This is a genomic window from Halorientalis brevis, from assembly GCF_023077655.1.
The window spans coordinates 463811-478712 of the sequence record NZ_JALLGV010000003.1; the positions used below are offsets into that span (position 1 = coordinate 463811).

17 protein-coding genes and 1 tRNA gene are annotated in these 14902 nt (G+C 64.3%); 3 read left to right on the top strand and 15 right to left on the bottom strand.

Annotated elements, in window-relative coordinates:
• From MU553_RS07760 to MU553_RS07790, 7 genes are all read right to left on the bottom strand, one after another.
• Positions 1 to 1794, bottom strand: coding sequence for an ABC transporter substrate-binding protein (locus MU553_RS07760; RefSeq protein WP_247377387.1), 1794 nt, complete (start codon positions 1792 to 1794; stop codon positions 1 to 3).
• Between the two features lie 392 nt (positions 1795 to 2186).
• The gene (locus MU553_RS07765; protein ID WP_247377389.1) at positions 2187 to 2414 is read right to left on the bottom strand and encodes a hypothetical protein; all 228 of its coding nucleotides are present in this window, start codon (positions 2412 to 2414) and stop codon (positions 2187 to 2189) included.
• A gap of 112 nt (positions 2415 to 2526) precedes the next feature.
• Positions 2527 to 3060: a DUF5815 family protein gene (locus MU553_RS07770; protein ID WP_247377391.1), complete on the bottom strand. Its 534-nt coding sequence runs from the start codon at positions 3058 to 3060 to the stop codon at positions 2527 to 2529.
• 63 nt (positions 3061 to 3123) lie between these two features.
• Positions 3124 to 3384 carry a hypothetical protein gene (locus MU553_RS07775; protein ID WP_247377393.1) on the bottom strand — a complete coding sequence of 87 codons (261 nt, stop codon included), beginning with the start codon at positions 3382 to 3384 and terminating at the stop codon, positions 3124 to 3126.
• 44 nt (positions 3385 to 3428) lie between these two features.
• Positions 3429 to 4250: a DUF7847 domain-containing protein gene (locus MU553_RS07780; protein WP_247377395.1), complete on the bottom strand. Its 822-nt coding sequence runs from the start codon at positions 4248 to 4250 to the stop codon at positions 3429 to 3431.
• Positions 4251 to 4308: 58 nt separating this feature from the next.
• Positions 4309 to 4722, bottom strand: a complete 414-nt coding sequence (locus MU553_RS07785; RefSeq protein ID WP_247377397.1) for a DUF7124 domain-containing protein — start codon at positions 4720 to 4722, stop codon at positions 4309 to 4311.
• 157 nt (positions 4723 to 4879) lie between these two features.
• The gene (locus MU553_RS07790; RefSeq protein ID WP_247377399.1) at positions 4880 to 6130 is read right to left on the bottom strand and encodes an NAD(P)/FAD-dependent oxidoreductase; all 1251 of its coding nucleotides are present in this window, start codon (positions 6128 to 6130) and stop codon (positions 4880 to 4882) included.
• Between the two features lie 148 nt (positions 6131 to 6278).
• On the opposite strand from MU553_RS07790, the gene MU553_RS07795 reads away from it, so the two are divergent.
• Positions 6279 to 6872 carry a DUF6149 family protein gene (locus MU553_RS07795; protein WP_247377401.1) on the top strand — a complete coding sequence of 198 codons (594 nt, stop codon included), beginning with the start codon at positions 6279 to 6281 and terminating at the stop codon, positions 6870 to 6872.
• Positions 6873 to 6886: 14 nt separating this feature from the next.
• Here MU553_RS07795 and MU553_RS07800 read toward each other — a convergent pair whose 3' ends face one another.
• The 4 genes from MU553_RS07800 to MU553_RS07815 form a co-directional block, all read right to left on the bottom strand.
• Positions 6887 to 7561, bottom strand: a complete 675-nt coding sequence (locus tag MU553_RS07800) for a hypothetical protein (protein ID WP_247377403.1) — start codon at positions 7559 to 7561, stop codon at positions 6887 to 6889.
• An 87-nt stretch (positions 7562 to 7648) separates the two neighbouring features.
• Positions 7649 to 8443, bottom strand: coding sequence for an enoyl-CoA hydratase/isomerase family protein (locus MU553_RS07805; RefSeq protein ID WP_247377405.1), 795 nt, complete (start codon positions 8441 to 8443; stop codon positions 7649 to 7651).
• Positions 8444 to 8512: 69 nt separating this feature from the next.
• Positions 8513 to 9868 (bottom strand): NAD(P)/FAD-dependent oxidoreductase, encoded by a 1356-nt coding sequence (locus MU553_RS07810; RefSeq protein WP_247377407.1) that lies wholly within the window; start codon positions 9866 to 9868, stop codon positions 8513 to 8515.
• A 99-nt stretch (positions 9869 to 9967) separates the two neighbouring features.
• Positions 9968 to 10789 (bottom strand): formate/nitrite transporter family protein, encoded by an 822-nt coding sequence (locus tag MU553_RS07815; RefSeq protein ID WP_247377409.1) that lies wholly within the window; start codon positions 10787 to 10789, stop codon positions 9968 to 9970.
• Between the two features lie 158 nt (positions 10790 to 10947).
• Between MU553_RS07815 and MU553_RS07820 the strand changes: the two genes are divergently transcribed.
• Positions 10948 to 11394: a YagK/YfjJ domain-containing protein gene (locus MU553_RS07820; RefSeq protein ID WP_247377411.1), complete on the top strand. Its 447-nt coding sequence runs from the start codon at positions 10948 to 10950 to the stop codon at positions 11392 to 11394.
• 454 nt (positions 11395 to 11848) lie between these two features.
• Here the strand turns inward: MU553_RS07820 and MU553_RS07825 are convergent.
• From MU553_RS07825 to MU553_RS07835, 3 genes are all read right to left on the bottom strand, one after another.
• Positions 11849 to 11919 (bottom strand) — tRNA-Gly (locus MU553_RS07825).
• Positions 11920 to 12020: 101 nt separating this feature from the next.
• Positions 12021 to 12437 carry a hotdog family protein gene (locus tag MU553_RS07830; RefSeq protein ID WP_247377414.1) on the bottom strand — a complete coding sequence of 139 codons (417 nt, stop codon included), beginning with the start codon at positions 12435 to 12437 and terminating at the stop codon, positions 12021 to 12023.
• Between the two features lie 139 nt (positions 12438 to 12576).
• A complete protein-coding gene (locus MU553_RS07835) occupies positions 12577 to 12948 on the bottom strand; it encodes a sensory rhodopsin transducer (protein WP_345893367.1) in 372 nt (123 codons plus the stop codon).
• A 187-nt stretch (positions 12949 to 13135) separates the two neighbouring features.
• Between MU553_RS07835 and MU553_RS07840 the strand changes: the two genes are divergently transcribed.
• Positions 13136 to 13657 carry a hypothetical protein gene (locus tag MU553_RS07840; protein ID WP_247377418.1) on the top strand — a complete coding sequence of 174 codons (522 nt, stop codon included), beginning with the start codon at positions 13136 to 13138 and terminating at the stop codon, positions 13655 to 13657.
• Positions 13658 to 13791: 134 nt separating this feature from the next.
• On the opposite strand, the gene MU553_RS07845 is transcribed toward MU553_RS07840, so the two are convergent.
• Positions 13792 to 14769, bottom strand: a complete 978-nt coding sequence (locus tag MU553_RS07845; RefSeq protein ID WP_247377421.1) for an alpha/beta fold hydrolase — start codon at positions 14767 to 14769, stop codon at positions 13792 to 13794.
• Positions 14770 to 14902 lie beyond the last annotated feature (133 nt).

A 14902-nucleotide genomic window follows, 5' to 3' on the forward strand; every position in this document is an offset into this window, starting at 1 on the left:
TTATCGTTTCACGACGTCCCCGGCGTCGTACTGGTAGCCAGCCGTCTCGAGGGCTTTTTCCACTCGTTCCTCGTCCAGCGTTCCGTCCGAGCCATAGAACGGCGTCATGGGGTCGCCGTCGCCCCATTCGAGATCGGTCGGGAGCCAGTCGCTTCCTGCCAGCGGACTCGCTGCCGGCGTCGCGTGCCCCTCGAACACGTTCTCGACGAGATACTCCTTGTCGATGAGCCGCCCGAGGAGGTTGCGGAACCGGGGATTGGTCAGCGGCGAGCGTCGCGCGTTGTAGCCGACGAAGTAGAACGACGGCGACTGCTCGACCAGTTTCTGCGCGTCGTCACTGTCCTCGATCCTGGGCAGCGCCTTCGCACCGAGGGGCGAGACGGCCGCGTCGACGGTGCCGTCCGCGACCGACCCGGCCGCGGTCAGCTCCGAGACGGCCACGCGAACGACGAGCCGATCGAACGCGACGCCGTTTTGCAGCCACGCCGGGCCGTCGAACTGCGCTCCGGTGTGGAGGAAGTGGTCGTCGAACCGCGTGAGGGCGAGTCGTCCCGACGGGTTCCCGTCGAACTGGAGCGGCCCACTCCCGACCGGTGGGGTGTTGTCGGTGACCAGTGCCTCGGTCACCACGTCGCTGACCGTGACGCCGCCGATGGTCGCCGGGTTTCGCCGCTGTCGCCAGACGTGTGCCGGGAGGATCGGCACGGTGAGCGCCCGCATCGCGACCGCCCGCGAGCAGTCCGTGAACGCGATCTCGATCCTGTCGTCGCCGAGGACCCGTACTTCGTCCACGAGGCTCGACTCCCCACGGTACCGCGGGACCGGAATGACGTTGTCGCTGTCACGCGCGCTCGTGTCCGCGAGGAACTCGTAAGTGAACCGAACGTCCTCGGCGGTCAGCGATTTCCCGTCGTGCCAGACGGCGTTCGGCCGCAGTTGCACGTCCAGACGAGGCGTCTCCGAGTTTTCGACGAACTGCCACGACGTGGCGAGCCACGGCTCGATCCCGCCGTTCTCGCCGTACCGCCGGCCCAGCGAATCGTACAGCAGGTCCGTGATCGGCCCCCGGTCGCGGAACTCGACGGCCAGCGGGTTCAGGTTCCCCACCGTTCGCCCCCGCGTCGTCACGACTCGGAGTTCGCCGGGCGTCTCCACCTCACCTTCCGCACGGCTCAGCGCGAGGTAGCCCAGCGGCGACCGCAGGTCGGCGTTTTCCCAGTTCGCGTACCGGTCGGTTCGGACCGCCCGAATGTCGTCGGGAAACCCGACGATGCTGAACGGCTGGGTGCGGGCGAGACTTCGCTGCATGGCGGCCACTGCGTTCCGCCGCTCCTGCCCTGTCGTCCGTCGCTGGGTCTCGAGCAGGTCGTCGACGCCGAGGTTCGCGTAGCCGAACGGGTTCTGCCACCCTGGCGAGGGAACGCCCGTCGAATGCAACAGCGAGTAGAGCGTGTCCGGGCGCGGCTCGGCGTGTGGCATCCGGCCGACGAACACGTCGAACCCGTGTTGCAACAGGACCTGCTGGCGCAACTCCTTCTCTGCGGTCGGCACGACTTGCGTGTTGATCCCTGCAGCCGAGAACCACGCCTTGACCTGCCGGGCGATGCGGAGGGCGTACGGGTCGGTGTCTGCTGGGAGGGTTCCGATCTTGAGACTGACTGACCCGTCGATTTGCCACCCGAAGATAGATCGCAACCGCCCGAGACAGCCGCTGGTGGCTGCTGCGGCTCCGACGCCGGCCGCGGCAAGCACACGTCGTCTCGTCGGGTCGGGGACCTGCCCCCGAGTTGACATCGTACTCGGCGACTGTTTCTCGGTCGCCGATATATCCCTTCTGTCTTCGTTCCGTGTCACGTTCTGATCGACTCCGCTCCCGACCACGGTTGCCAGGGGCGTCGGCGACGAATCTCACGTCGCAGTGGTTGTCAGTGGAGGACGAACAACCGTGGCACCGGGGTAGCTGCGTCTATATCCAGGTTGGCTCCTTCTCATTGATAGCATCATCGCTTTGGAAGCAACGTCGTCACCGCGTCCTCACGGATTCGTTTGAGGCCAGTGAGCGGTCGGGACGCCCGTCGCTCGCGAAATCGATCGTTTTGTCGTCAAAACAGCATCGGGGAGACGCGACCGGACGAGCTGGCGGGGCCTCCGGGACACCGAACTGCCGCTCACACCCTGGCGGCCGATCAGGTCCCGTCCTGGAACCGGTACCGGTAGGGCTGTTCACGAATGACCTCGACGTCATCGGTTTCTGCGCGCCGACCGAGCACCGTCGCGATGCGGTGAGCGCTGTCGAACTCCTCTCCGTGTTCTTCCATCACGTCGAGGATCTCGCGCGCTGTCAGCGGTTCGTCAGCGTCGGTGTCGTCGAGCACGGCCCGGATCCGCTCGAAATCACCCTGACGGAAGCGCATACGCATAGACACGTCGTACTGACACATTAAACGCCGTCAGACACACGTCGGTCGTGAGCACGACACGAACCCCCGGGCGTCACCTCTCGTCCGATCCGGTGAGAAGAGTCGTTCAGATCGCCGTGTCGTATTCGGAGTCGAAGTCACGCTCCTGGCGGTAGCGTTCGACGAACTCCTCGACGTCGAACTCGAGCATCTGGGCCTCGAACTCGGCCATGGCGTCGTCGTCGCCGGCGTGGCTCATCGCGTGTTCCATCAGTTCGACCAGGAGCTCCACGACGATCTCGTGGAGTCGGCGCGAGTCGAAGTCGCTGAGCCACAGCAACGAGTAGCCGACCTGGCCGTCTTCCGAGAGGTCCTCGGCGACGACGGCTTCGGGGAACTCCTCTAAGACCATGCCCATCAGATGGGCAGTGGTGAACTCGTCGAACTCGTCGGCGGGTTCGACGGTGGCCCGCAACACGTCGGCCAGCGACTCCGGAACGAATCGACCCAGGGGGTGGATGTCCATGACGACCGCGTGGCGGTCGCCACAGGCGCAGTCGTACTCGCGCAACCCCATGTCGAGGTCGTGTGGCGTGATCGTTTCGCCACAGGGCAACTCGATACCGTCTCCCCCGCTCCCCGGCACGCGCGGTTCTGCCATGTGGCTCCCTTTGCACTTCGGTCGGTTAAACACCGCGAACTGCGACGGCGGGCCGTCGGGTGGTTAGCTGTCGTCTTCTCCCCCGGCGTCTTCGTCTCCACCGTTCTCGTCGTCCTCGGTATCTTCCTCGTCGAGGTCGACGTACTCGTCGGGAGTGGCCGCTCCCTCCTCTTCGATCTCCACGTCGGCTTCGACCTCGATTTCGAGTCCCTCCCGTTCGAGTTCCGCCTCGAACTCGCGGCTCTCGCCGACTTCGACTTCGAGTTCGTCCGAATCCACCTCGACGTCCACCTCGATTTCGATGTCGATGTCTGGGTCTGCCATCACGTCGATCGTCCACGTGCGGAAAGAAAAACGACGGGTGTCCACTAGGTGCCGGTGTTCCAGTTCCCGTCGGACCCGGTGTCGGTGTCACCGTCGTCGAGTCCCAGTTTCGCGTCGCGCTCCCGACGGAGTTGATCGTAGGCGCGAGTGGCGACGGCGATGCCGAAGACGGTCGTGACCGCGCTGACGAGGATGCTCACAGCCGTGGCCAACGTTCGGTCCAGGTACCCGATGAGCGTGCCCGGGCTGCTCGCGACGAGGTTGATGACGATCACGATGACTGCGAGTCCCAGCAACTCCCAGCGGTTCCCGTCTGTCAGACTCCAGCTATCGGCCAGTGCGTCGATGAAGTTCTTGTCCGCGACGGCGATTTCCTGGCGCACGAAAAACAGCGAGATAGCGACGTAGATCCCCGGCACAACCAGAAAGAGCAGCCCGAGCAGCGTGAGCGTCCCCGCGATGATCCCGCCGACGACGCCGTTGATCGTCGCGAGCCCGATCCGACGCGTCGCCAGGTCTCTCCGTATCGCGTCCGTCTGGTCGCTGGCGAACGCGCGAATCGAGACGACGTGGATCGCCTCCGCGACCAGCACCGACGCGAGCGACAGCAGCGCCAGGACCGACAGCGGAAGCGGGACCGCGAACGGCGTCGGGGTCTGTGCCTCCGGGCCGAACGGGTTCGGTTCCTGCTGGAACGACTGATCGAACGACTGTTCCAGCAGGGTAAACACCTGCGCTGACAGCGACTGTGAGATGACGGCGTTGGCGAACCCGAAGAGCACGAACACCGCGATCAGGATGAGACCGGCGCGTGCGAACGTCCGCTCGAACCCCTCGCGGAGGGCGGTATCGATTTCCAGGGCCATGACGGCATACTCTCCCGTCCGCGTGAAAAAACCGTTCCCTCCGCCGTCACGTCGCCCGTCAGGGCCAGTCGTCGCGTTCGTCGTCCGTCTGCTGGTCGGGCGACTCCGGTTCGCCCAGTTCCCAGTCGGCCGCTTCGGCGGCGTCCTCGACGGGCAGGTACTCCCACTCGACCTCGTCGGCGAGCGCCGCGTCGTCCTCGGAGGTGCCGACGAACACGTGTCGGTCAGTCTCGAACTGCGCTTTGACGTTCGTCAGACTCTCTTCGCGGCCGCGCGGCCCGGAGAAGAAGTCCTGTCGGATGCGATGTTTGCGCGTGAAGTTGGTGACGACGTACGTCGGTTTCTCGGAGACGACGCCGACGTACTCGCTCCATTGGCGCGCGTCGTTGAACACCTCGTCCGGGTAGGCGAGCTGTTTGAGTGCATCGAGCTCGAACGCCAGGGTCATGTCGCTGCTCCCGCCTCCGTCCATACCTGCCGGTCGGCAGTGCCCGGAGAAAACGCTTTGGATACTGCGTCGACCTGTCCGGTGCCCTGTCGGGAACTCTGGACGGGTCGATCACTCGCCGCGGCGTCGCTTTACGACGGCGGTGACGAAAAGAACGGGATGAGCGGCGGAGCGCGGGGGATTACTCGGATTCGACTTCCGCGGAGGCGTCGAGCTTGTCGAGGTCGACGCTCTGTTCGAGGAGGACCTCTTTCTGGTCACCGACTTCGCGCTCTTCGCGGATGAGCTGTTTGAACTTCGACTGCGGGGCCAGATCGCCGATGAGGACGCCGCCGACGACCTTGCCGTCCTTGAACGCGATGCGGCGCCACTCCGAGTCGGAGTACTTGCGCTCTGCGTACTCGTCGCCGATGGTCGGGTGTCCAAAGGAGAGGAACGGGAAGTCGAAGTGGGTGATCGAGTACGAGGAGACCCAGCGGAACTCCTCTTCCTCGGCGTCGGCGACCATGTTCTTCCCAGCGACGGCGCCCTGCTCTTTGGCCGAGCCCCAGGCACCGTTCTGTGCCTGCTCGCCGAGGATGGTGTCGTAGAACCGGGTGATGTCGCCCGCCGCGTACACGTCCTCGACGTTGGTCTGCATGTACTCGTCGGTGACGATACCGTCGTCGAGTTCTAGCCCTGAGCCCTCCAGGAACTCCGTGTTGAAGTTCAGGCCGATGGCGACGCCGACGAACTCGCCGTCGAACTCCTCGCCGTTGGGGTCGACGGCGCCCGTGACGTGGCCGTCGTCGTCGGTCGTGAAGTGGTCCACGCCGGAGTCGAAGACGGGCGTGACGCCGTTCTCTTCGAGCGCCTCGTGGATGATCTCCGCGCCGTCCTCGGTGAGGGCGTAGCGCCACCAGCAGTTGCCCCGCATCAGGTAGTTCGCCTCGACGTCCTGTGCGCCACAGATCGCCGCCAGGTCGATGCCGAGCAGGCCGGCCCCGACGACGATACCGGTGTCGGCTTCCTCGGCGCTCTCGCGGATGGCGCGGGCGTCCTGGAACGTCCAGAAGTGGTGGATGCCCTCGGCGTCTGCGTTGTCGACCGGGAGCTGCGTCGGCGTCCCACCGGTGGCGACCAGGAGCTTGTCGTACTCGTAGGTGTCGCCGTCGTACGTGTGGACTTCCTTGGCGTCCGTGTCGACTTCGGTGACCACCGTGTTGAGTTCGAGGTCGATGTCGCGCTCGGCGTACCAGTCTTCCTCGTGGATCGAGATCGGCGCCTCGGGCAGTTTGCCCTTCGCGAACTCCTTGATGAGAATGCGATTGTACAGTGCCTCACCCTCCTCGGTGATGACCGTAATGTCGGCGTCCGGGTCCTCTTCCCTGATAGTCTCTGCCGCGGAACTCCCCGCGATGCCGTCACCGATGATTACGTGCGACGCGCTCATGTACGGGGAGTTGCATACCGTGCCTAATGTGCATTGCTATCTCCATCATTGTCGCCACCCCCACAACGGCTCCCATGTGTGGCGGTCTCATAGACGGGGTCGCCAGCCGGGACGTTTTAGGGGGTTGCGTCCTTACCGAGACGACGAGATGAAGATCCGCCAGAACGTCCGTCACTGGGCAGCCAAGAAGGCACTCACGATGCCCGTCGTCGGGGACAAGACCAACGACTGGTTGGTGGACCTCCACACCAGCGTCTTCCTGAAACGAGCCGACGACGCGCGCCAGGAGGAGCGTCGCGAGCACCTCGACGCGTTCTTCGAGGGCACGATGGACGTCTATCTCGCCGCGCTCGAAGCCGGCCTCCCCGAGGCCGAAGCCCGCGAGATCACCCACATCCAGGCGAACTTCGACTTCTACAACCACGGCTGGACCGAGATGATGGAGTTCCCGAGCGACGAACTCGAAACCCACTACGAGCGGTATCAGGCGTTCTTCGAGTCCCACGACATCACCATCGCTGATCCCCTGGGCGAGTTCGAGCCGGCCGGTGGGATCCCAGACGCCCCATCGACGCCCGAGCGACTCGACGATCCCGATCACCCCCACGCCGAGGGTGGCTTCGCCGACGACGTGTACGTCGAAACCGGCGAGGGCGACCTCGTCGTCGGCGGTCAGGAGGAACCCGAGGACGTGGACGTCGAGCAAGCGCCCGGCGTGGACGACGAAGTCGACGCCGAGTAATCCGGACGATCCCGTCAGTTCTGTCGTGAGACCTCGAACAGGGCGAGACACTCGACGTGCGTCTTGTCCGTCTCCTGTTCCCCGGCCAGGCCTGTGATCTGGAACGCGTACGTGCCGTCTTGGAGGTCCTGCGTGACGGTCATCGTTCGCTCGGCCATTGCCTGGGTACGTTGTTCGACGCTCAGCTGCCAGGTGTAGCGCTGACCGCTCTCGACGGTGTACCAGGGCTCGATCCACTCCTCCGGCGCGACGTGTTCCCACCCGCTCTCGGTCTGGCGCTTGATCGCCCAGGCGTGGGGGTTGAGCCCGAACGGCGCTCCCGACTCGTTGTGGAGGACGAACGCCATCGTCTCGACGCTGTCGTCGCCGGTCGTCGGCTCGAAGACGGCCGTCGAGGCGTCGAGATAGATCGGCTCCGAGTCCGGGTCGGCCGTCGGCCAGCAGACCGTCCGGTCGACGCCGTCCGCGAAGGAGGGACAGTCCGCGTCCGCGAACGGATCGTCCGGGTCCGATCCCGGCGTCCCGTCGGTCGTCGTCGTTTCGTCGGACGGGTCGCTCCCCGAATCGTCGGTCTCGGTCCCGTCAGCGCTCGTTGTCGCGTCGTTCGAGCGATCGCCGGCGTCGCTGAGACAGCCGGCGGTCGCGACTGTTGCGGTACCGATCGTCGCGAGGACCGTGCGGCGGTTCATGTCTCACCGCACCAGCGACAGCGTAAACTGCCTTCTGTAAAGTCAAACGGCCGTTTGAGATAGCGCTCGCGGCTCGCGAACGACTGCTTACTGGCCTTCGAACTCGGTGTCCCGTCCTTCCATGAACGCGCTGGCTCCCTCGGCGTGGTCCTGGGAGCCGAGTGCGAGCGCCTGCGCGGTCGCCTCGTCGTCGAGCGCTTCGGTGAGCGACTTGGTGGCGTTCTGACGGATGAGACGCTTGGAGATCTTCAGACCGACGGTCGGTCCCTCGGCGATTTCGGCGACCAGTTCGGCCGTCCGCTCCTCGTACTCCTCGTCGGCGTACACGTCAGTGACGACGCCCATCTCTTGAGCCTCCTCTGCGGAGAAGACCTGCCCAGTCAGAACGAGTCGTTTCGCCACGTTCGCGCCGACCAGGCGCGGGAGCATCCAGGACGTTCCCGAGTCAACCGCCAGTCCGACCTTCCGGAAGGCGAAGCTCATGTCGACGTCCTCGTGGACGGCCTGGACGTCACAGGCGATCGCCAGGCTCGCTCCCGCACCGAACGCCTGGCCGTCGATCTTCGCCACGGTCGGCAGCGGACACCGGATGACTCGCTCGATGGCGCGGTGGAGACCGGACATGATCTCCTCGGCCTTTCGCCAGGCCGGGACGTCCCTGGATAGCCCTTCCATCATCGTGTTGATGTCCCCGCCGGCACAGAAGGCGCTGCCCGCCCCCTCGAACACGACGACGCGTGCGTCGGTCCCCTCGATTTCGTCGAGCGCGTCGACGATCCCCGAAGACACCGCCGCCGTCAGGGCGTTGCGCATGTCCGGATTGTTCAACGTCACTGTCGCTATCTGGTCGGAAACCTCGAGTAGAACCGCGTCGTCGCTCATATCTGTCGAACAGGCGGATACACTATAAATATGTGGCCTGTTGTTACGTGTCCGACTCGGCCGTTCGCCTCACTCAGTGACCGCCTCGTGGCCGTCCGTCGTCGAGGCGGTCACTGCGTCGTCCGTGATTCGGTCCGCGGCCGCGAAGCCGGCCTCGATAGCCCCGTTGAGACTCCGCTCGGGGTACTGGGCGCGACTCGCCATGCCGGCGTAGTAGACGCCCTCGGCCACGGCGTCCGAGAGGTCGTACGGAACGACCATGTCGAGGTAGCCGCGCTCGTAGACGGGCGCCGTCCGGGGGTTGCGGGCGGTCTCGACCCAGTTCACACTCTCGGACTCGAACTGCGGGAAGAGGTCCGCGATGCCGTCCATCCACAGCTCCTCGACCTCGCTGTCGTCCATCCGCCAGAGCTCCTCGCTGGGGTCCTGAACGTAGCTGGCGGTGTAGTAGAGGTGTTCGTCGCCGTAGCGCTTGGGCGGGACGAAGTTCGTGTGTTCGATGAACACTCCGAACGGCGCCTCGTCGGCGAGATTGAGCCAGTAGGTGTCGGTGAGCGACTCGTCCATGCTCCACACCGAACACACCGTCCCCTGGAAGTCGATCTCGCAGGGGTACCCGGTGAGGTCTTCCAGGACGTTCGGCATCGCGGCGACGACGGCCGCGTCCACGTCCCGAGTCGTCGTCCCGTCGGCCGTCTCCACGGTCAGCGACCGCACCCGTTCCTCGCTGGTGTCGAGATCGCTCACGCGTGCGCCCGTGGTGATGTTCTCTCTGCCGACGGCGTCGACGAGCGCGCCGATGAGCGGCGCGAACCCGCCCTGGAGATAGCCCAGGATCTCGCCGCGCAGGAGGTCGCGCTCGCCGCGGAACTTCACGCGGCCGAGCAGCCACGCGGCGCTGACGTCCTCCTTCCGGGAGCCGAACTTCGCGTCGAGCAGCGGCTCCCAGAAGTTCTCGTAGACGCTGCGGGTGGTGTGGTCCAGCAGGAACTCTTTGATGGGTACGTCCTCGAAGTCCTGGAGGCTCTCGTAGGTGTCGAACGAAGGGAGCCAGCCGCGCACGTCGATCTCGAGGGTGAGCATCGTGAGCCGGTACTTGTCGTACAGCGAGAGGTGGGGATACGCGGCGATCTCCCAGGGCTTGTCCATCGGGTGGACGACGCCGTCGACGTAGAACGCGTTGCTCATGTACAGCCACTCGAGTCGGTCGCCCAGCCCCAACTCCTCGATGAGGTCGACGATCGTCTCCTCGGACTTCGAGAGGTGGTGATAGAACTTCTCGATGGGGTCGCCGGCCGTCTCGTAGACCCCGGCCAGTCCCCCGAGGTCCTCGCTCGCCTCGAACACTTGCACCTCGCGGCCGCGCTGCTGAAGCCGGTAGGCCGCAGCCAACCCTGCGATGCCACCGCCGACGACGCCGATCATATGCGCACTCGTCGCTCGGGGAACGTGTGCTTTGCCGTTCCGGCACTGGATCTCCACTACGGAACTCGCACCCGAGCGGAGTGCGGGACCGGGACTGTGCTACTCGCTTTGCTCGTCGACGGTCCGCTCGACGGCTTCCTGGTCGGGTTCGTCGCCGGGGACGACCCCGTGGCCGTACTTCAGAAGGGCGACGAACACCGACCCGCCGACGATGTTGCCCAGCGTCGCCCAGAGGAGGAAGGTGGCGTACGCCCGGACCGAGATCGCATCGCTGGCGAACACGCCGAGCAGCACCTCGACGCTCCCGGCGATGGAGTGCGGGAGGTGGGCGTAGCCGATGGCGGTCGCGATGATCCAGACGAAGAAGGCCTCGCTGATGGTGCTCCGGCCTGCGGCGACCAGCCACGCCATCAGTCCCATGAGCCACCCGGCGAACACGCCGCCGAGCAGCGTCACGTCCCAGGGGTACGCCACGAGGCCGTGTGCGATCTCCGTGAAGGCACCTGTCTCGATGGTCTCCAGTGACGGACCCAACCAGACTGCGAGCAGTGCGAACAGCACGGCACCGACGAGGTTTGCGACGTAGATGATGGCCCACAGTCGGCCGAGGTCTCTCACCGTGGCCTCACCGGAGAGCACCGGGACGACTGCGATCGCCGTGTGCTCGGTGAACAGTTCCGACCGACCCAGCACGACGAACACGAACCCGATGGCGTAGGCGTTGGCCACCAAGAGGTTCGTCACTGGTTCGGCGAGTATCCCCTGGCTCTGGGAGAGCGTCACTGCCATGAGAAGCGGTCCGAACCCGATGTCCAGCCCCGCGGACAGCCCGGAGAGGAACAGCCCTGCTCCTGGCCGACGTATCTGGTGTAGTCCTGCCTGTATCTCCTCGACGAGTATGTCCTGATACGACCGTGGCATCGTGGGGAGCCGCGCTATGGCGAGCCATCGAATCAACGCAAGGCCTGCATCTGCAGGGGATACTGCTGCCGTCACTGCGCGCCTGACGGGCCGCTGTTATCTCACGAAACCGACGGACGGAGAGGCTAACCGTCCGCACGATCTAGCGATAGTGTACCATGGACCAGCTCGAACTCGGCGAAGCGACGATCGTCTACGAGGACCCCGACGAGGGCCGCACGGAGATCACAGTCGACAACGAGGAACTGCTGTACGCACAGGACCACTGGGTACTCCCGGTCGGTACCGACGAGGACGGCAACGATCTGATGCGCCACCTCCCGCGCGATCACGTGTACCACGTGGACCGAAACGTCGAGCAGTTCGAAGAGGAGGTCGCGACGGTCCGCCACCGCGTCGAATCGATCGCCAAGGATCTCCAGGACCGGCTCCCCGTCGAGATCCCCCTCGGCGGCGAACAGCGACTCCGAACTCACACAGAGGAACCGCCGTCCACGAGCACGACCGTCCAGATCGACACCGAGGACGTCGAAGAAGAAGCCTCGGAGCCCGACGACGAAGCCAAAGAAGAAGGGACCTACGAGGAACAGGCCGAGGAATCCTGATTTCGTTCTCTGTTCCTTGGCAATTTACCTCCGTCGTCTGCGACACGCACGGCTGTCGCTCGTAGGTCGGCGTTCGGAGAAGTGCGCCGGCCGAGATTTGAACCAGGCGAAGGCAGCCACTCACCGGTTATGACTACGGATTGTACCGAACGCGAGCGAAGCGAGCGTTCGGCTTTTTCGCCCACGTTTTTCGAGGAGGGTTCCCGCAGCGAGCAGAGCGAGGCGCGAAGCGCCTCGACAATGCGAACGGCGTAGCCGTGAGCCAGCGAGCGAGGAAACCTGACGATGAAAAAGGTGGAAGTGCGCCGGCCGAGATTTGAACCAGGCGAAGACGGTCGTCCTCGCTCCGCTCGGACGCTGCGTCTTCTCTCATTCAAATCTCTACTCCGCATACACCAGAAGCAAAGACGCGACGCGATGAAACGCGTCGCTACGTGGATTGCTTCTGTAGAAGTGCGCTGGCCGAGATTTGAACTCGGGTTAGGACCGTGGCAGGGTCCTGTGATACCACTACACCACCAGCGCGCCTTGCCTGCTACACTTCACTCTATTCGGGGTGGGAAGTATAAGGCTTCCGAATCGGAGCCAAAATCGCAGTGCGGCGTGCTATTGTCACCCACTCAGTCTCACCCCATCACGGCTCCCTCAGACCGCCCACGGAGGACCACGTCGCCGGTTTCCGTCTCGCAGACGAACGAGGCGACCATCTCCGTCCGCCCGTCCCGCTCCGTTCCCTCATCGATAGTGGACTCACAGGTGATCTCGACGCCGGTGTAGGCAGGCCTGGGGAATTCGAACTCCATCGTGCGCGCGAGGAAGTCGAGATCACCGCCGAGTTTCGTCGGCATCGTCGCCGTGAGCAACCCGTGGAGGACGACCGTCCCCTCCTCGTCTTCGACCATGTGATGGTAGCCCTGGTCTTTCGACAACGCCGCGAACTGCTGGACCTCCTCGTTCGTGAACGTCCGCGAGTACGTCGACGTATCGCCTTCCGAAACCGCGGTATCTTGTGACGTGGTCCAACCAACAGCGACTGCACTCAAAGATCTTTCTGACAGCTGTGAATTGATGTGGCGTTGGCTCGGATATTGTATACTAGTTCTGGTTACTGGAGCCGATATTGTTTGCTGTCCCACTCTGTGGGGCCGTTCGACCAGGTGAGGGGCGGGTCGGGAGGAGGGCTTACTGCTCTCCCGCGTAGGGTACCGTGGACAGCAGCGCGTTCTCGGCCTGCCTGGAGTCCAGTCGGGTGTGCTGACAGACGATCGGCTGGTCCGACTCGATGGTGCTGGCGAACGCCGTGCCTTGAGGGATCGGTTCGGGGTCCTCGAAGTCGTTGAACTGGACGTGTTCCGTCCGCTGGGCGGGAACGGTCACTTCGTAGGGGCCGACCGGGTCGCGATCCTCGAAGAAGATCGTGATCTCGACGTGTGCGTCCTCGTCACCGGCGTTGAGAAAACAGATCGTTTCGTGGCTGGTCATCTCCGGTTCGGGGCCGTGACTCCCTTCGGGGATGTACCCCTCTGCGATGGCCCACTGAGTACGTCCGATCACGGGTGCATCGTCGTACCACGCGCACTGGCATAAACGCCGGTTCCCGTCCACCGATGCCCACGGGTTGCCTGCCGGCAGCGTCCCGAGCGCGTCCCAGGTGCTGCCGCCGTTGGACGAAACCATCCCGACACCGAACCGGGAGTACGCATACACGACTCGGAGTGGAGGTGTCTGCCAGAGCCCTCGTATGTCCGCGAAGACGAACCCCACTGGCAACGGCGTCGAGGCGAGCAGTCACCAGGAAACACACCGTCCGTCCGAAACGGGACCCGCGTCTCGGACGCTCAGGCTCGGCGTCGAAGGTGGGACGATCGCGACGGCCGTGATGACGCTGTTCCGGATGCCAATCACCGACTCGCTGCCGCCGACGGCACAGTTCTGGGCCACGTACGTCGGAACCGGCGACCCGGACGACTACCCCGTGCAGGCGCTCCTGCTCCACTTCCTCTACGGCATCGGCGCGGCCACTGCGTTCACTGCGGCCGTCGGGTCGCGGCTCCGCGGTTCGGAGGTTCACCAGGAGCGACAGGGAACGCTCTGGGCGACGCTCTACGCACTGGTGCTGTCGGTGTTCGGGACGCAAGTGATCTTTCAGCGGCTGCTCGGGATGAACCTGGATCCGGACGAACGCTGGATCTTCCACGTGAGCCACGCGATCTACGGACTGACTCTGGGTGCGTGGCTCGGCTCGAACGTCGAGTTCGAGTGACCAGAACCAGGACGCTGAGTCACCAGCGGGACTCCGGTTCTGGGCCGTGACTCCTTTCGAGAGCGTCTTTCCTGGCTAGCACAGGAAACTGTACTTGAAAACTACCGGACAATAGGTGCCGTTGATAAGGCTACCTAGAGCTGACCGTCGACTGCCTTGGTGAGCGTCTCCGGTGCACCGTCGGGTTTGTAGTACTCACAGTGGTTCTGGACCTCGGCGCTCACGTCGACGGGACGGAGTTTGTCCGGGTAGTTGGAACAGGTCGGGCCCTCGGCACCGAGTCCTTCGCCGTCCGGCGTGTACCAGAACAGATCGCCCCAGAGTTCGTGCATGGTGCCGACCGCGAAGTCGTCGCTGGAGTAGAACACGTAGACCCGTTCGGCGCCCTGGTCGATGCCGTCGTAGTAGTTGTAGATCCGGTCGCCGGTCTCGTCGTGGTCACAGACGAACCGTGCCATGTCGGCCGCCCCCACCGTGACGACGTTCTCGACTTGCCGTCCGCGTTCTTCGAGTCGGTTCAGCATGTTGAGGGCCGCACGACCGCCGAGTGAGTGGCCGACGACGTTGACTGTCGTATCCGGATTCTGTGCCCACAGCTCGTCGATGATCCATTCGGCGGTCTTCCGACCGTACTCTGCGGCCCGATCCCAGGGGTCGGTGTAGGTCACGTCCGTCGACGGCCACTTCATCGCGACGACGTTATCGGCGTCGAACCCGGTCGACCGCTGGAGCAGCGTCGCTTGCTCCTCGGCGAAGGGTTCGGCAAAGAGACCGTGAATGTACACGAGGACTTCGTCGCCGAGGCTACTGACATCGAAGTCCGGTTCGTAGTCGCCGTTCCACCACCACGGGTCGAGCTGGACCGTTTTGTTGCAGTCGATGCGAAGCCCGTCCTCGACACACTCGAAGACGCCGAGGTCGAGTTCGTCCTCTTCGTTCGAGGTATCCTCTGCTGCGGCAGTCCCTGATACGGCCCCGATCCCTGCTGCTCCGATTGCAGCCGTCGACGACGTTTTGAGTACGTCGCGTCGGGACACTCGTCCCCCGGCGTCTTCGTTCTCGCTTGGTCGTTCCCCCGTGCTGCTGTCACTGCCCCCAATGTCGTTTGTCATCTACACCCAGTATCTCCCCAGTTACTAACTCATTTATGCTGCCGGATATGGGGTGTCCTTTAAGTTAAAATGGCCAAATTTCAACACATACTCTGTGTAATTATCTTGGGTGCGTGGAATGAAAACAAACCAC